Raw genomic sequence first — 15,195 nt, forward strand, 5'->3', positions numbered from 1 at the left:
GCTATCCTGTTCTGCCCTCAAGATAGCGGGCCACGAGTTCGACATCGTCGCCAAACCGGCCCTCGTCGCGGGGCCGAACGAACGAAGCCATTTCGATGCGTTTGGCCAGGCCAATAAGATGTTCGAACTTTTCCTGGCGATCGAAGTCCCGCGCTCCGGCGTAGAGGTGAGCCGTGTAATGATCGTCCTGCATTCGCTCGAACCGTTCGAAGCCCGAAATCGGTCTCACGGAGGACTCCGGACCCTCTTCGAGGAAAATCAGCTCAATCATCGGCATTGCCGCGCTGGCCTCTCCGGCCGGCGGTGCGCAATAGAACTTGTCCACGTTCCGGGACACTTTTTCTCCCGGCTTCGCGCCCGTAAGCGCAACCGCGTCCGGCGTTAATTTCAAACGCTTGTGGCCCGGAAGGCAGATGATCGCCTCCGGATCCGCGAGATCGAGCACCAAGGTGTCATCGCAAAACATCGGAAAACCGAGCTTACCCAAAGCCGCGACCAGGGTCGATTTTCCGGCGCCCGGCGGCCCGGCGAATGCGACAACACCGCCGCAGGCCACAACGGCGGACGCGTGGATCGGAAGGAGCCCGTTGATGCTCGCGACGGCCGCATAAACGCTGCCATTCAGCCACAGCACCTCGTCAGCGATGTTCGCGTCGGGCCCGCGGTGCACTCGGATGCCTTCGCCGCGCCGGTAGAAGAAGAAATGCTCGCCCGAGCCGCGCAGGAGGAACTCGTCCCCCCTCATGGCCCAGCTCATCTCGCCGAGAGGGTGGTCGAGCAGCCGCTTGGGTACCTCGCCGAACGAGACCCGCGTCTCGCGCTCCATCAAGAGCTCAGCGGAAGTTTTCGCCATCACTCCTCGACACGCCTCGCATTCCCGCCGCTGAGGCTGGTGAGCCCAGCTGGATTCGAACCAGCGACCTACTGATTAAAAGTCAGTTGCTCTACCGACTGAGCTATGGGCCCACCGAAGTCCGCGCGTTAGCGACGCAGGCGGCGCGCGGCAAGGCGACGCTTGTCCCCGCGCGCCTCTTTCGGCAGCACTGGCCGAGTGGACATCAAAGGCGCAATGAAACGCGGGCGAAAGCGGGGCGCATGGTGGGCGAGCGCCTTCGATCTCGTGCGGCCTGCGTTCAGCGCCGAGGGCCGAAGCCAGATTTGGACGCGGGTGCGGCACGGGAGCGAGATCCACCAAACCACCGCACACACCGAACAGGATCGCTATCCGGAGATCATGGCGCTCGCCGCTACGCTGCATCCTAGCCCGTCGCGCATCCTTTCGTTCGGCTGCTCGACAGGAGAAGAGCTGGCGACGCTCAGGCGCTATTTCCCGAAGGCCGAGATTGTCGGTGCCGAGATCAACGCGCGTAGCAGGAGGGTCGCGGCGCAGAGGGTCAAAGGGGATCGCGGCGTATCGGTGGTGTCACCCCACAAAGTGAGCGGCTTATTCGAGATGATATTCGCGCTCGCGGTGTTTCAGCGCGAGCCTCACAAGATTCTTGAACGGGAGGTCGAAAACCTCGCCGGCCACTATCCTTATGAGCGGTTCGACCGCGGCCTCACGAGTCTGGTTGATCGCTTGGAAGAGGGCGGCCTGCTATGCGTGATGCACGCCCATTATCCAGTCGAGCTTGCATCGGCATCCGTAATGCTGGAGCCGATCGCGAACTCGCCACTAATGGAGCCTCCCTTATTCGGCGCCGACGGGCGGAGGTTGACAAACCCCGTCGCGCGCTCGGTGTTTCGGAAGAGCGCCTAGCGCCGGGCGAGCAGCCGACGCGCGTAACTGACCGTCCCGATCGCCAGGACCAGCTTGAGCGCGTCCCCGGCAAGGAACGGGAGGACGCCGACCGCAGCGGCTTTCTGCACCCCCAAACCGAGGGCGAGCCACGCCCAACCAAGGCCGAGGATCGTCAGCTCACCGGCCAAGAGCACTGTCGCCGTTCCGAGCTTGGTGCGGGTCCACCCCCGCTCGACCAGCAGCCCGATCACAACCACTGCCGCGAGATAGCCGGCCAAATAGCCGCCGGTGGCTCCGGTCATGTAGGCAAGGCCGATCCCGGTCGCGGGCGTGCCCGCGAATGCCGGAAAGCCCATGGCGCCCTCCGCCAGATAAGCAATCAAGGTCGCCGCGCCGAGGCGCCAGCCCGCCAACACCGCGAGCGTAAGCACGACGTAGGTCTGCATGGTCATCGGGACTGGCCAGAACGGCACCTGAGCCTTCGCTGACGCCCACAGCAAAAGGTTGCCGAAAAGGATTAGAGCAATCCGCCGAACCCAGATGTTCGTGGGCTTGAGAGTGAGGGCAGCAGCAGTGGCGGGCATGAGGAACCTTCCGTGGTGGATGTCGGGCCTTATGGACGTGTGTACAGGGTGACAATGGTGAGGTTCTTGCGCGGCCCCACGATCGTCCAGTCTGATTGCCAATGATTTTCGTCGAGTGCGGTGAAACGACCCTCGTATCGATCCGGCTCGCACGGATGCCGTACGATTGTTTCACCCGCCGATAGATCCAGTTCGTGGAACGGGCGGCCGTCGCGAAAGCGAACCAGGGCACGGCCGTCGCTAGAGGAAAAATCGTAGGAGTAGGTTTGCTCGGCCAGGCCCTCGTGCGCGCCGAAGCTCAGGGTTCCTCGCTCCTCATTGATCAGGGAATTTCCGTAAGCATTGAATTGCGCTGCGCCATGCATCGTACCAGTGCTTGAGAGAAGATGGTCGACTATGGCGCGGTCGAGCCGCCAGGATCCCGACAAATAGGTTCTCAAGTTCTCAACCGGCCACATCTTGGCGCTCGTTAGCGAGAGCTGGAGAGTCGATAGGCGAGGTGGCGCACGGTAAGTGGGCCCTGCACCCGCCAACTCGGCGCAACCGAGGCCAGTGGCGAGAGGACGAAGCTACGCCTCTCGATCTCTGGGTGGGGGATCCTGAGGCGCGGCGCCTGGTATCGCCCGCTGCTCCACAGTGCGATATCGAGGTCCAGCACCCGCGGCCCCCAGCGCTTGCCGGACCGGCGTCCAAACTCACGCTCGAGCGCTTTGAGTTGCTTGAGCATGGCCTGAGGCTCCAGGTCGCTTTCGACCAGTGCAATCGCGTTGGCGAAGTCTCGGCCAGCACCGCCGCTCGCGGCGTTGAGAATTATTGGCGAGGCATCGAACAAGCCGAAATCCCGGTCGAGCCTTGCGATCGCGGCTTCAACGACCCCTGCAGGCCGGCCATGACGGCCGTGTGGCCGGTTCGACCCGATCGCAATGGCATAGAGGTGGGACACAGGCGGGTCCTGTCATTGAAGCGCCGGGGACGCAATCCGCGTGGCCCATTGCTTCGCGCGAGTTTCTTCGCAATTCGCCGGTCATGATCGACGTTCGAGCCAGCGAGCCCACGGATGCTGCCAAGCTGCTTCGAATCTGGTGCGATTCCGTCGATGCCACGCATCACTTTCTTTCAGCCGAGGACCGGGCCTCGATCGAGCCGCTGGTGGCGGATTACGTCCGAGAAGCGCCGTTGTGGGTTGCTTTGAAGAACGGGGAGCCAGTCGGCTTCATGGGGGTCACGGGCCAAAACATCGATTCACTGTTTCTGGCGCCGGACGCTCACGGACTTGGGATCGGTCGCTTGCTCACCGAGCGTGTGCCGCGCCCTACCACCGTCGAGGTGAACGAGCAGAATGAGGCGGCCGTCGCCTTTTACCAGCGCATGGGTTTCGAAGAGACAGGCCGATCGCCAACGGACGGCGACGGCCGACCCTATCCGTTGCTACATATGCGGCGGGATTAGATGTCCTCGGTCAGCCGGCCGTAAAGTTCAGGTCGGCGATCGCGGAAGAAACCGAACGCCGCGCGATGCTTTTTGGCCTGCGCCAGATCGAGCGTTGCCGTGATCACGCCTGTCTCGTCGGCACCGAACTCCGCGAGAATGTCGCCGCGCTCGTCGCAGATGAAGCTGTGACCGTAGAATCGTTGCCCGTGCTCCGTTCCGATCCGGTTGGCCGCGACGACCGGAACGACGTTGCTGACGGCGTGGCCGATCATAGCTCGCCGCCACAGGCGGGACGTGTCGAGGTCGGGGTCGTGCGGCTCGGTGCCGATCGCGGTCGGATAAAAGAGGATGTCGGCGCCCATCAGCATCATCGCGCGCGCCGCTTCCGGGTACCATTGGTCCCAGCAGACGCCGACGCCCAGGGTCGAGCGGTGCGGGCCGTTCCACACCTTGAAGCCGGTGTTGCCCGGCCGAAAGTAGAACTTCTCCTCATAGCCCGGGCCGTCGGGGATGTGGCTCTTGCGGTAGACGCCGGCGATCTTTCCGTTCGGGCCGATCATCGCGAGGCTGTTGTAATGATGGGGACCGTCGAGCTCGAAGAAGCTCGTCGGGATCCAGATCTTCAGTTCCTCCGCGAGCTTCTGCATCGCAAGGACGGAAGGATGCTCGGCGGTGGGCCGGGCAGTAGCGAACAGGCTCTCGTCCTCGATCCGGCAAAAATAAGGGCCTTCGAACAACTCGGGCGGAAGCACGACTTCGGCGCCCTTGCCGGCAGCTTCGCGAACGAGCTCGCTCACCGCGCGGATGTTCGCGTCGGTGTCGTCCGTAAAAGCGAGCTGCAGCGCAGCGACGTTGAGCTTCGTCATGCGGGAACCTGTTGGCTGATACAGTGGAAGCTGCCGCCTCCTGTCAGGATGTGGTCCGCACGCAGGCCGATTGCAACGCGGTCGGAGAACAACGCCTGGACCACCTCGACCGCCGCGCGATCGTTCGCCGCGCCATATTGAGGGACGACCACCACCGCGTTGCCAATGTAGAAGTTCATGTAGCTGGCCGGGACGATGTCGCCGTCCTCGCCGGTAATTCGGCCAGGCGAGGGCAGGGTGACGACGTCGAGGCGCGCGTCGGCCAGCCGCCGCGCCGCGTCCTTGTAGACCGCTTCGTTCGGATCGTCCTTGGCGACCGTGGGGATTGCGACCCGACCAGGGGCCACAAAGCGCGCCAGATTGTCGACATGGCCGTCGGTATGGTCGTTCATCAGGCCCGAGCCGAGCCAGACCACGCGGTCGAAGCCGAGGTCGTGAAGCAGCTTTTGCTCCGTTTCCTCTCGGCCCAGCGTCTTGCGGTTGGGATTGAGCAGGCACTGTTCGGTCGTGATCACCGTGCCCGACCCGTCGCCATCGATCGCGCCGCCTTCCAGGATCCAGTCGGCCTTAGCGAAGGGAAGGCCAGCGTCGCGCGCGAGGCGCTCGCCGATGTCCTGGTCGCCATCGAGGTCGTACTTGCCGCCCCAGCCGTTGAAGCCGAAGCCGCGCGCCTGTCTTCCGCCGCCACTGCCAAGAACGATCGGACCCGTGTCGCGCAGCCAGATGTCGCCGAACTGCTCGACGATCACCTTGGCGAAGGGCGCGAGCTTCCGCGCGCTTTCCGCTGCACCGTCGTGCGCCGCGACGAGCCAGACCTCCTCGCCTTTTGCGTCTGCGTGGATGGCTCGCGCAAACTCCGCGATCTCCTGCTCGGCCGGTTTCAAATCGCCAAGCCACAGCTCAGGGTCGCTCGGAAAACCGATCCACACCGCCTGATGAGGCGCCCATTCTGGAAGGGGCGGGGAAACCATGGAGCGCGCCTAGCAACGCCTTGCGCATGCGCCAAGGCAGGTACTTGTATTGTAATCCGCTTCTGCCAAGTTCGTGATCGTGCCGGACGTTCGGGCGGGGGAGTGATTTTCGTGAATTCTTGGTTGTTGACCGCGGCTGCCGCAGCCGCGTTGAGCGTTTCTGCGCATGCTGAAACGACGCATAGCCTTGCTGACGACGCTGCTGCGTTCGGCGCACGTCAATCGGTTACGCAGCCGGCACTTTCGCCGGACGGCACCGAAATACTTTACCTGACGCCAGGTCCGGGCCGTTCGACTGTAGCCTTGGTTGCGAACCTCGCCACCGGAGCCACGCGCGGGGTGACCAAATCGGAGGCCCCGGACCAGTTGCAATGGTGCAAGTATGTGTCCGTCACGCGCGCCGTCTGCCGGGTCTCCGCGCTCACCAACGACGGAACGATCATCATGGGCTCGACGCGTTTGGTCGCGGTCGACGTCGACGGCAAGAACTTGAAGCTGTTGGGCCAGAGCACCAGCCCATACGACGCTTATTCGCGTCAGTATGACGGGGAGGTGATCGATTGGATGGACGGGAAGAGCGGCGCGGTCCTCATGACCCGCCAGTACATTCCCGAAGAATATAAGATGAATACCCGCCTAGTCCGCGACAAGATCGGGCTTGGCGTCGACAAGATCGATACGGCAAGCCTTCGCACAACCGCCGTCGAATCTGCCAATGCCAAGGCTTCCGGCTTCATGGGCGATGGGCTTGGAAACGTCAGGTTGATGTGGGCCGCTGCCGTAACCGCGACTGGATATCTGAGCGGCGAGCTCGCTTATTACTACCGCACGCCGACATCGAAGGATTGGCACCAGCTTGCGGTTGCAGCGGATGGCGATTGGGAGCCGCTGGCGATCGACGCCGCCTCCAACCAGCTCTATGTATTGAAAAGCTACAATGGGCGACACGCGCTGTTCGCTATCACGCTGAGCGATTCACCCTCCGAGCAACTGATTGCCCAAAACAGTTATGTCGACATCGATAATGTCGTGCGGGCGGGGAGGGCGCGGAAGGTCATAGGGTACACCTTTGCCGAAGACACGCGCCGCGCGATCTATTTCGATCCGGACTTCAAGACCCTCTCCGCGTCTCTTTCTAAGGCGATTCCGAACCTGCCAATCGTCGACTTCGTCGACGCGAGCACGGATGGGAACAAGCTTCTCATCTTCGCTGGCAGCGACCAGGATCCAGGTCGCTATTTTGTTTTCGATCGGTCAACGAAGTCTCTGAACGAGGCACTTCTTGCGCGGCCGAAGCTCGACGGACGCCCGCTCGCGAAACAGCAGTCGGTGGTCGTTCCAGCCGCCGATGGTGCGGGCATCCCCGCTTACCTAACCCTGCCCCCCAATAGCTCCGGCAAGAACTTGCCTGCGGTCGTCCTTCCCCACGGCGGGCCGAGCGCGCGGGACGAATGGGGCTTCGACTGGCTGCCGCAGTTTCTCGCCGCCCGCGGATACGCCGTGCTGCAGCCAGAGTATCGCGGTTCGGCAGGTTTTGGCGACGCATGGCTCAACAAGAATGGCTTCAAAAACTGGAGAACCTCGATCGGCGATGTGACTGCCTCCGCCAAATGGCTGGCATCGAAAGGCATCGCGGACCCGAAGCAGACGGCTATCGTTGGCTGGTCCTACGGCGGATACGCCGCGCTTCAGTCCGCCGCGACCGAGCCCGGACTTTATAAGGCCGTTGTCGCGATCGCCCCGGTGACGGATCTTGCCATGCTGAAAGAAGATTTTCGCGACTTCACCAACTACAAACTCGTCGCGGAAGAGGTCGGATCGGGGCCGCACGTAGCAGATGGTTCGCCGCTTCGGCATGCTGCCGACATCGACGTGCCTGTCTTGCTGGTCCACGGGACGTTGGATGCCAACGTGAGCTACCGACATTCGCAAAAGATGGAGGAAGCGCTCAAAGGCGCTGGAAAACGCAGTGAGCTCATCACCTTTGATGGGCTCGACCATCAACTGAACGATTCAGCCGCGAGAACTCAAATGCTGACCAGGATCGGCGATTTCTGGATTCAGCCATCGGGCACTAGCCAGAAAAAAGGCGGCTGGGATCTTCCCCGCCGCCTTATTTCTTCCGATCGTTGACGGATTAGCGCGAGTAGAACTCGATCACGAGGTTTGGCTCCATCCGCACTGGGTAGGGCACTTCGTCGAGCTTAGGCACGCGGGTATAGGTCACCTTGTTGGTGCCGTCCGGAACGACGTAGTCAGGGATATCGCGCTCGGCGAGACCCTGGGCTTCGATCACCAGCGCCATCTCCTGCGCCTTGGGGCCGAGCTCGACGACGTCGCCGACGTCGACGCGGCGGCTGGCGATGTTGCACTTCACGCCATTGACGCGAATGTGGCCGTGGCTGACCAGCTGGCGGGCAGCCCAGATCGTCGGTGCAAACTTGGCGCGGTAGACGACCATGTCGAGACGGCGCTCAAGGAGGCCGATGAGGTTCTGCGAGGCGTCGCCCTTCATCTTGCTGGCGTCGAAATAGTTCTTCTTGAACTGCTTTTCGGTGATGTCGCCGTAATAGCCCTTCAGCTTCTGCTTGGCGCGAAGCTGAATGCCGAAATCGCTGAGCTTGCCCTTGCGGCGCTGACCGTGCTGGCCGGGGCCGTATTCACGGCGGTTCACCGGGCTCTTCGGACGACCGAAGACGTTCTCGCCCATGCGGCGGTCGAGCTTGTATTTGGCGCTGGTGCGCTTGGTCATGTTCAATCCTTCAACTGCGTTATCGTCGTTTTCCGGAGCCGCGCTGCTTATCTCCCGAAGGATCGGGGAGGGCAGGGCCACCGCTTCACCGGAAGTGCGGGGCCAATTGCGAAGGGCGCAGCTAGGGAATGACGATCAATGCGTCAAGTTTTTGAGGATAATCCAGTTCTCGCCGCCCACACTTAAAGTGCGGGGGGCGGGCGGAATCCCGGGCGGCGCCATAAGGCATTGGGGGGCTCCTCAGGATCGGGCCTGGCGAACCGAAGGTAGCCGAAATGAGATGCGATCGACCGCTCCTCTTCATCGACGATGGCAGTACGGCCATGCATGAACCGCGTATTGTCGAGCATCAGCAGATCCCCTTCGCGCCATGCGACCTCGGATATCAGTTCGCCACTGACGCGCTGGATTTCCTCGGCCCAAGAGTCCGGAACCGGGGTCCGATCATCAAGCAAGGGGAAGCCGGTCACGCCCCCGTGGCGTGCGAACAGCAGGAAATTGCCGAATGCCACTCCTTCGCTGAACATCGGGTGGTGAAGGAATGGCCGGGAAAACAGCCTGGCGACTTCGCTCCCCACCCGCTCGAAACTGTACGGGCAACCGTCGGGCGGGTTTGCCAATTCGAGGTCGCTCGGATCGGGGTTCCCGAACCAATATTCCAGCACGGCCGGTCTCGCCCGCTGGATGTAGACCAACCTTCGTTCGGCCATCTTCGATCTGAGACCGGCGGGAAGAAGCTCCGCGATCTTTACTCCATCGCAGATCGTCGTCCTTCCGCCGGTCGATGGCGGCTGAACGCAATAAAATAGGCAGACATCCGGCTTCCACGGCTCGCGGGAAAGCTCTGGATGGAGTGGAAAGGCTCCGCGTCCCCGGTCCACCGATTGGATATTCCGGGACGTGTCGAGAATTGCGCGGTTGCGGCTGTCGTTCTGAACCGAGGTTGCGCAGAAGCGATCCGCAAAGGCCGCGAACGCGTCGAGATCGCGCTCGAAGCCGCGGAACAGCAGGGCGCCATGAGCCTTATAGAGCTCGATTATGTCGTCGTCTTTGAGCGACCCAAGCTGCTCACCGGGATCGGCTTCGATCAAAGCGTAAGGAAGGTCCGACGGACGCGTGACGGTGGGCACCGGCCGGCGAATAGCAAGCGGCCCGGGGCCACGCTATACCGAACCATGGACCTCGACGTTGCGGGACTGTTCTCAAGCCCTGAACAGCATTTCCTCACGATGGATGGCCGGGACGCGGTCTTTCTCTCGATGAACCGCCAATCCTATCATCGGTCGATCTTCCTCGATGCGCGTGCGGCTCCCGTGGATCCGAACCCGCACCGGCGCGACCTCCTGCCGCTGCTAGATGCGGCCTCCGGCCTCCCGCCATCGCCGAGATTGGCATGGATTTTCCACATCGCTCACTGCGGCTCGACCCTGCTTTCGCGGGCGCTCGACTTGCCGGGCGCCAATTTGGTTCTTCGGGAGCCTCCGCCGCTTCGCCAGCTTGCGATAGAATCCGCGAGCAGTCGTCGGTCGGCGCGCTGGTCGGAGAAGCTGGCGCTTGCGCACCGGCTGGCGGCGCGCCGATTCGCGGAAGGCGAACCGGCAATCGTCAAAGCCAATGTGCCAGTGAACTTCATCCTGAATGAGTTACTCGAGCTTGACCCCCACGCGCCGGCAATCTTCCTTCACATGGCGCTCGAATCTTACCTGTTGGCAATCTTGCGGGACGGCGCACATCGGAAATGGGTTGATCGGGTCACCGATCAACTGGGGCCCGCTTTGTTCAAACGGATTGGCACCCTTGATGCCCGCACCACTGCGGAACGTGCTGCGGCGCTTTGGCTGGCGCAAACCCTGATCTTTTCAGATGCGCTCGAGGTGCAGTCTTCGGCACGTGGCCTGGACGCGGAAACTCTATTCTCGGAACCGTCGCGGATTGTCGATGCAGCGCTCGCCCATCTCGGCGTTGCCGCCCGGCCCCGCGAAAGCGAACTCGGCGAGATTCTGTCCCATTATTCCAAGAACCCCGGCCAGCAGTTCAGCGAAGCGGATCGGCGTGAGCGCCAGGCGAATGACCGCGTCCGGCTGGCCGATGAGATTCTCGAAGGGCGGCGCTGGATAGAACGAGCGCCCGCGGCAACAAATCTGCCGCAGGCGCTCCATCGGCCTCTCGTCGGAGAGGCCATTCGATTATTTTAGCGACGCCGCTTGGAAGCGGTCCGCTCAGGGCGCTTAGTGGCTGCCGCCACCGCCAGCTGGCTGATTGCTCAGATAGTTCTGACGCTGCTGCGTGCCCTGCGAGCTCATGTCCGACACGCCCGGGCCGAGGTCGAGCCGGCCGCTCGCATCGCGGCAAACGCGCTTCCGCGCACGGCTGCCAGTCACTTCGACCATCTCGCAGATCTGCTGCGGCTTTTTCTTCTGAGCAGCCGGAGCGCCCGTGTCTGCCGGGACGGCTTGTTGGACGGCAAGCAACATCGCCGCGATCAAAATCGACATGGTGACCCTCGCTACAAGATTCTGATTGAGGCGCCGTCTCTGCCAGACCGCGCCAAGGATTACAATCAGTTATGATGGCGCGTGGGACCAATTAATGCGCGAATGATGCCCCGTACCGCCTTGATTTCGCGGGAGGACCAGCCGGTCTTGGTGAAGATGGTGCGGATGGTGTTCTTGGTTGCCTGGGTGCGCGACGGGGGATGATAGTAACCCTTCGCGGTCAGCGCTTCCTCAAGCTGTCCGATCAGGCCCTCGGTTTCCACGAGCGGTGCGACCGGTTCCAACTCCTTGACCGGCGGTTGTGCGAGCGCGCTCCGCTTTGACCATTCGTAGGCAAGGAGGATAACCGCCTGGGCGAGGTTCAGCGATCCGAACTCTGGGTTGATCGGGACAGTCACGATCGCGTTGGCGAGCGCGACGTCTTCGGTCTCGAGGCCGGACCGCTCGGGGCCGAACAGGATGGCGCACCGCCCGGCGGATCGACTGATGGTGTCGGCCATTTGCTCCGGTCCGACGACCGGCATCACCAGATCCCGGCGACGTACTGTAGACGCGAATACCGTCGAGCAGTCGCCGATTGCTTCGGGCACCGTGGCGAAGACCCGGGCCTGCTCGAGCACGGCGTCCGCTCCGCTCGCTGAAGGGCCTGCGTCGGGGTTGGGCCAGCCATCGCGGGGTTCGACTAGCCGCATTTCGGTCAGCCCGAAATTGAGCATGGCGCGCGCGGCCTTGCCAATATTCTGGCCAAGCTGCGGACGAACGAGAACGATGACCGGCTTGTTGAGCTCGCTCACAGCAGCTTTTCGTGCCCCGGAGGGGTGGCTTCCTTCTCGACCCGCTCGGCGATTTCGGCGAAGTCGCCGGGGTCGCTGAAGTCCTTGTAAATGCTGGCGAAGCGAATGTAGGCGACGTGGTCGAGCGCCTTGAGCCCGGCCATCACTGCTTCGCCAATCGCGCTGGTCGACACTTCGTCGCCGCGGGTCTCGAGCTGGCGCTGAACGCCGCTCACCAGTTGCTCGATCTTGGAAACGGGGATGTCCCGTTTGCGCGTTGCATGGCCGATCGCCCGCTCGAGCTTTGAGCGGTCGAACTGCTCGCGCTTGCCATCTTTCTTGACCACGGTCAGGTCGCGCAGATGAACGCGCTCGAATGTCGTGAAGCGCGCGCCGCAGGCTTCGCACTGGCGCCGGCGCCGGATGGCCGCGCCATCCTCGCTCGGCCGGCTATCTTTGACCTGGCTGTCTTCGTGCGCGCAGAATGGGCAGCGCATCTCGTGCTCTGGCCTATCCCTGGTAAATCGGGAAGCGAGCACACAGCTCGCGGACGCGTTCGTTCACCGTTTTCTCGACCGACCCGTTGTTCTCGAGACCCTTGTCCTTGAGACCGTCCAGGACGTCCGCGACCATGTCAGCCACTTGGCGGAACTCGGCGATGCCGAAACCGCGCGTAGTTGCGGCCGGCGACCCGACCCGGATGCCGCTCGTCTTGACCGGAGGCAGCGGGTCGAACGGAACGCCGTTCTTGTTGCAGGTGATCCCGGCGCGTTCGAGGCTCTCGTCTGCATCCTTGCCGGTGAGGCCAAGCGGGCGAAGATCCACCAGCGCAAGATGCGTGTCGGTGCCGCCCGCGACGAGATCGGCTCCACGCTCCTTCAACCGTCCTGCCAACGTCTTGGCGTTGGCAATCACTGCCTTCGCATAATCCTTGAACTCGGGCTGCAACGCCTCGCCGAACGCGACGGCCTTGGCGGCGATGACGTGCATGAGCGGGCCGCCCTGCAGTCCCGGGAAGACCGCGGAGTTCACCTTCTTGGCGATGTCTTCGTCGTCAGTGAGGACCATGCCGCCGCGCGGTCCGCGAAGAGTCTTGTGGGTGGTGGTGGTGACGACATGCGCATGGCCGAACGGGGTCGGATGCTCGCCCGCAGCGACTAGGCCGGCAAAGTGCGCCATGTCGACGAACAGTAGCGCTCCAACCTCATCGCAGATGGCGCGAAAGCGGGCGAAGTCGAGGTGTCGCGGATAAGCGGAGCCGCCTGCGATGATCATCTTTGGCTGATGCTCTTTGGCCAGCCGCTCAACCTCGTCGAAGTCGACCAGATGGTCGTCCTGGCGAACGCCATACTGAATCGCGTTAAACCATTTGCCCGACTGCGCCGGCGGCGCCCCGTGGGTCAGGTGCCCGCCCGCGGCTAGGCTCATCCCCATGATCGTGTCGCCGGGCTTCAGCAGCGCCATCATGACCGCGCCATTGGCCTGGGCGCCCGAGTGAGGCTGGACGTTCGCGAAACCGCAGCCAAACAGCTTCTTGGCCCGCTCGATCGCCAAGGTCTCGACGGCGTCGGACGGCGCGCAACCCTGGTAATAGCGGCGGCCCGGATAACCTTCGGCATATTTGTTGGTGAGGACCGAGCCCTGCGCTTCGAGCACCGCCTTGCTGACGACATTCTCCGAGGCAATCAGCTCGATCTGGGTCTGCTCGCGGCGAAGCTCGTCGTGGATGGCGTCCTCGACGGCCGAGTCCTTGGCGCTCAACCCGCTCGTGAAGAAGCCGGCGGGGACGCGATAGTTCTCAGACAATTTCTCGATATCGGCGGCGGTGGCCATCAGGCATTTTCCCGTTGCGAAGAGGGGTCGGCGAGCTGATCGACGCGCCGTTGATGGCGTCCGCCGAGGAAATCCGACGTCAAAAAGGCGGTTACGCACGCTTTCGCCATCTCGGAACCGATCAAACGGGCACCAAGTGCGATGGCATTGGCGTCGTTGTGCTGCCGCGCAAGCGAGGCGGACAGCGGCTCGGCGACCTGCGCGCACCGACATGCGGGGTTGCGGTTCGCGGCGATGGCGACCCCGATGCCCGAGCCGCAGACGGTGATCCCGCGTTCGGCGCGTCCATCGGCCAAAGCCTCGGCCATCATCGCGCCGAAGCGCGGATAATCGACGCTTTCATGGCCGTGGGTGCCGAGGTCGAGAACCTCATGGCCTTGGTCTGAGAGCCAGCCGGAAAGCTCGTCCTTGAGCTCGACACCGGCATGGTCCGCGGTGAGTACGATGCGCATGGCCCTTGCTAAGCCAGGCGCGCGGGATTCGCCAGCCTCAGGCGGCGATTCTGATCTCGTCGCGGCTAAGAATCTCGATCAGCGCACCGACCAACTCATCCATCATCTCGGCGTTGTGGTGCGGACCGGGTGTGAAGCGCAGCCGCTCGGTGCCGCGCGGCACGGTCGGGAAATTAATGGGCTGAACGTAGAGGCCGTATTCGGCGAGCAGGATGTCGCTGATCCGCTTGGTCTTGACCGGGCAGCCGACGAGCAGCGGCACGATGTGAGTCACGCTCGGCATCAGCGGTAGGCCGGCAGCAGTGAACTTTGCCTTGAGCATCGCGGCAGATTCCTGCTGCGCGATCCGCTCGGCGTTCGAAGCCTTGAGATGGCGGACGCTGGCAAGCGCACCGGCAACCAGGACCGGCGACAGCGACGTGGTGAAAATGAAGCCCGGCGCGTAGCTCCGGATGCAGTCGATGATCGTCTTGTCCGCCGCGATATAGCCGCCCATCACGCCGAAGGCCTTGCCGAGCGTTCCTTCGACGATGGTCAGCCGGTCGGCGACCGAATCGCGGTCGCTGATGCCGCCGCCCTGCTCGCCGTACATGCCGACGGCGTGGACCTCATCGAGGTAGGTCAGCGCATTATATTTATCGGCGAGGTCGCAGATTGCGCCGATGGGGGCGATGTCGCCGTCCATCGAATAGACGCTCTCGAACGCGATCAACTTGGGCGCGTCGGCATCCTCGGTCGCGAGGAGTTCTTCGAGATGCTCGAGATCGTTGTGGCGGAACACGCGCTTTTCGCAGCCGCTGTTCTTGATCCCCGCGATCATCGAGGCGTGATTCAACTCGTCGGAAAAGATGACGCAGCCGGGGAGAAGCTTGCCCAAGGTCGAGAGCGCCGCCTCATTCGAGACATAGCCCGACGTGAAGAGTAGCGCGCCTTCCTTGCCGTGAAGCGAGGCCAGCTCGGCTTCCAGCTCGGTATGGTAATGCGTGTTGCCGCTGATGTTGCGGGTGCCGCCCGAGCCCGCGCCGACTTGGCGGAGTGCGGTCTCCATCGCTTCCACGACGGCCGGATGCTGGCCCATGCAAAGATAGTCGTTCGAGCACCAGACGGTGATCGGCTTGGGCCCGTTGCCGCCGAAGCAATGGGCGTTCGGGAAGCTGCCCTTGGTGCGCAGAATGTCGACGAACACGCGGTAGCGGCCCTCGTCATGAAGGCGCTCGATCGCCGATCTGAAAATGCGGTCGTAGTCCAACAGTAACCCTCGTTTGCGGGCGCCTTTAGCCGCCACCCTTTCGCAACG

The 15,195-nt window shown here is 63.0% G+C and carries 18 protein-coding genes and 1 tRNA gene; 4 read left to right on the plus strand and 15 right to left on the minus strand.

All coding sequences use genetic code 11. The annotated features are described in order from the left end of the window. Position 1: 1 nt before the first annotated feature. Both AC4K8G_RS01175 and AC4K8G_RS01180 read right to left on the minus strand, forming a co-directional pair. Positions 2-853 (minus strand): hypothetical protein, encoded by an 852-nt coding sequence (locus AC4K8G_RS01175; RefSeq protein WP_491732360.1) that lies wholly within the window; start codon positions 851-853, stop codon positions 2-4. A 37-nt stretch (positions 854-890) separates the two neighbouring features. Further along, positions 891-966 (minus strand) — tRNA-Lys (locus AC4K8G_RS01180). A gap of 85 nt (positions 967-1,051) precedes the next feature. On the opposite strand from AC4K8G_RS01180, the gene AC4K8G_RS01185 reads away from it, so the two are divergent. Next, positions 1,052-1,759: a class I SAM-dependent methyltransferase gene (locus AC4K8G_RS01185; RefSeq protein ID WP_491732361.1), complete on the plus strand. Its 708-nt coding sequence runs from the start codon at positions 1,052-1,054 to the stop codon at positions 1,757-1,759. Here AC4K8G_RS01185 and AC4K8G_RS01190 read toward each other — a convergent pair. The 3 genes from AC4K8G_RS01190 to folK are packed head-to-tail and all read right to left on the minus strand — an operon-like array spanning position 1,756 to position 3,268. Continuing rightward, positions 1,756-2,325, minus strand: a complete 570-nt coding sequence (locus AC4K8G_RS01190) for a biotin transporter BioY (RefSeq protein ID WP_491732362.1) — start codon at positions 2,323-2,325, stop codon at positions 1,756-1,758. The two genes, AC4K8G_RS01185 and AC4K8G_RS01190, sit on opposite strands and share 4 nt — an antisense overlap. Positions 2,326-2,354: 29 nt before the next feature. Then, on the minus strand, positions 2,355-2,783 hold the full coding sequence (locus tag AC4K8G_RS01195) for a DUF6314 family protein (protein WP_491732363.1): 429 nt from the start codon (positions 2,781-2,783) through the stop codon (positions 2,355-2,357). Positions 2,784-2,794: 11 nt separating this feature from the next. Further along, the gene (gene folK, locus AC4K8G_RS01200; protein WP_491732364.1) at positions 2,795-3,268 is read right to left on the minus strand and encodes a 2-amino-4-hydroxy-6-hydroxymethyldihydropteridine diphosphokinase; all 474 of its coding nucleotides are present in this window, start codon (positions 3,266-3,268) and stop codon (positions 2,795-2,797) included. A gap of 83 nt (positions 3,269-3,351) precedes the next feature. On the opposite strand from folK, the gene AC4K8G_RS01205 reads away from it, so the two are divergent. Then, positions 3,352-3,774: an acetyltransferase gene (locus AC4K8G_RS01205; RefSeq protein WP_491732365.1), complete on the plus strand. Its 423-nt coding sequence runs from the start codon at positions 3,352-3,354 to the stop codon at positions 3,772-3,774. Here the strand turns inward: AC4K8G_RS01205 and aguB are convergent. Then, positions 3,771-4,622 carry an N-carbamoylputrescine amidase gene (gene aguB, locus AC4K8G_RS01210; RefSeq protein WP_491732366.1) on the minus strand — a complete coding sequence of 284 codons (852 nt, stop codon included), beginning with the start codon at positions 4,620-4,622 and terminating at the stop codon, positions 3,771-3,773. The two genes, AC4K8G_RS01205 and aguB, sit on opposite strands and share 4 nt — an antisense overlap. Beyond that, positions 4,619-5,593 (minus strand): agmatine deiminase family protein, encoded by a 975-nt coding sequence (locus AC4K8G_RS01215; protein ID WP_491732367.1) that lies wholly within the window; start codon positions 5,591-5,593, stop codon positions 4,619-4,621. Before AC4K8G_RS01215 ends, aguB begins: the two co-directional genes overlap by 4 nt. A gap of 111 nt (positions 5,594-5,704) precedes the next feature. On the opposite strand from AC4K8G_RS01215, the gene AC4K8G_RS01220 reads away from it, so the two are divergent. Beyond that, positions 5,705-7,726, plus strand: a complete 2,022-nt coding sequence (locus AC4K8G_RS01220; RefSeq protein WP_491732368.1) for an alpha/beta hydrolase family protein — start codon at positions 5,705-5,707, stop codon at positions 7,724-7,726. Positions 7,727-7,730: 4 nt separating this feature from the next. Here the strand turns inward: AC4K8G_RS01220 and rpsD are convergent, their stop codons facing one another. Then, positions 7,731-8,345, minus strand: a complete 615-nt coding sequence (gene rpsD, locus AC4K8G_RS01225; protein WP_491732369.1) for a 30S ribosomal protein S4 — start codon at positions 8,343-8,345, stop codon at positions 7,731-7,733. 182 nt (positions 8,346-8,527) lie between these two features. Next, positions 8,528-9,475: a TauD/TfdA family dioxygenase gene (locus AC4K8G_RS01230; RefSeq protein WP_491732370.1), complete on the minus strand. Its 948-nt coding sequence runs from the start codon at positions 9,473-9,475 to the stop codon at positions 8,528-8,530. Positions 9,476-9,520: 45 nt separating this feature from the next. Between AC4K8G_RS01230 and AC4K8G_RS01235 the strand changes: the two genes are divergently transcribed. Continuing rightward, positions 9,521-10,540 (plus strand): hypothetical protein, encoded by a 1,020-nt coding sequence (locus AC4K8G_RS01235; RefSeq protein ID WP_491732371.1) that lies wholly within the window; start codon positions 9,521-9,523, stop codon positions 10,538-10,540. Positions 10,541-10,573: 33 nt separating this feature from the next. Here the strand turns inward: AC4K8G_RS01235 and AC4K8G_RS01240 are convergent, their stop codons facing one another. The 6 genes from AC4K8G_RS01240 to hemA all read right to left on the minus strand — a co-directional run bounded on the left by AC4K8G_RS01240 (position 10,574) and on the right by hemA (position 15,147). Continuing rightward, complete coding sequence (locus tag AC4K8G_RS01240) at positions 10,574-10,840, minus strand: hypothetical protein (protein ID WP_491732372.1); 267 nt, start codon at positions 10,838-10,840, stop codon at positions 10,574-10,576. 65 nt (positions 10,841-10,905) lie between these two features. After that, a complete protein-coding gene (locus AC4K8G_RS01245; RefSeq protein WP_491732373.1) occupies positions 10,906-11,634 on the minus strand; it encodes an RNA methyltransferase in 729 nt (242 codons plus the stop codon). After that, on the minus strand, positions 11,631-12,110 hold the full coding sequence (gene nrdR, locus AC4K8G_RS01250; protein ID WP_491732374.1) for a transcriptional regulator NrdR: 480 nt from the start codon (positions 12,108-12,110) through the stop codon (positions 11,631-11,633). Before nrdR ends, AC4K8G_RS01245 begins: the two co-directional genes overlap by 4 nt. Before the next feature lie 13 nt (positions 12,111-12,123). After that, positions 12,124-13,446: a serine hydroxymethyltransferase gene (gene glyA / locus AC4K8G_RS01255; RefSeq protein ID WP_491732375.1), complete on the minus strand. Its 1,323-nt coding sequence runs from the start codon at positions 13,444-13,446 to the stop codon at positions 12,124-12,126. Continuing rightward, positions 13,446-13,898, minus strand: a complete 453-nt coding sequence (rpiB, locus tag AC4K8G_RS01260) for a ribose 5-phosphate isomerase B (protein WP_491732376.1) — start codon at positions 13,896-13,898, stop codon at positions 13,446-13,448. The genes glyA and rpiB overlap by 1 nt, the downstream gene beginning before the upstream one ends. Before the next feature lie 37 nt (positions 13,899-13,935). Continuing rightward, positions 13,936-15,147 (minus strand): 5-aminolevulinate synthase, encoded by a 1,212-nt coding sequence (hemA, locus tag AC4K8G_RS01265; protein WP_491732377.1) that lies wholly within the window; start codon positions 15,145-15,147, stop codon positions 13,936-13,938. Positions 15,148-15,195 lie beyond the last annotated feature (48 nt).

This window comes from Sphingomonas sp. SP3, from assembly GCF_058514305.1.

Excerpts from the sequence above, each read along its gene's own strand:
- rpsD (WP_491732369.1), bottom strand. The coding sequence starts at position 8,345 with ATGACCAAGCGCACCAGCGCCAAATACAAGCTCGACCGCCGCATGGGC.
- AC4K8G_RS01190 (WP_491732362.1), bottom strand. The coding sequence starts at position 2,325 with ATGCCCGCCACTGCTGCTGCCCTCACTCTCAAGCCCACGAACATCTGG.
- AC4K8G_RS01175 (WP_491732360.1), bottom strand. The coding sequence starts at position 853 with ATGGCGAAAACTTCCGCTGAGCTCTTGATGGAGCGCGAGACGCGGGTC.
- aguB (WP_491732366.1), bottom strand. The coding sequence starts at position 4,622 with ATGACGAAGCTCAACGTCGCTGCGCTGCAGCTCGCTTTTACGGACGAC.
- glyA (WP_491732375.1), bottom strand. The coding sequence starts at position 13,446 with ATGGCCACCGCCGCCGATATCGAGAAATTGTCTGAGAACTATCGCGTC.
- nrdR (WP_491732374.1), bottom strand. The coding sequence starts at position 12,110 with ATGCGCTGCCCATTCTGCGCGCACGAAGACAGCCAGGTCAAAGATAGC.
- AC4K8G_RS01235 (WP_491732371.1), top strand. The coding sequence starts at position 9,521 with ATGGACCTCGACGTTGCGGGACTGTTCTCAAGCCCTGAACAGCATTTC.
- rpiB (WP_491732376.1), bottom strand. The coding sequence starts at position 13,898 with ATGCGCATCGTACTCACCGCGGACCATGCCGGTGTCGAGCTCAAGGAC.
- AC4K8G_RS01215 (WP_491732367.1), bottom strand. The coding sequence starts at position 5,593 with ATGGTTTCCCCGCCCCTTCCAGAATGGGCGCCTCATCAGGCGGTGTGG.
- AC4K8G_RS01195 (WP_491732363.1), bottom strand. The coding sequence starts at position 2,783 with ATGTGGCCGGTTGAGAACTTGAGAACCTATTTGTCGGGATCCTGGCGG.
- AC4K8G_RS01240 (WP_491732372.1), bottom strand. The coding sequence starts at position 10,840 with ATGTCGATTTTGATCGCGGCGATGTTGCTTGCCGTCCAACAAGCCGTC.
- AC4K8G_RS01205 (WP_491732365.1), top strand. The coding sequence starts at position 3,352 with ATGATCGACGTTCGAGCCAGCGAGCCCACGGATGCTGCCAAGCTGCTT.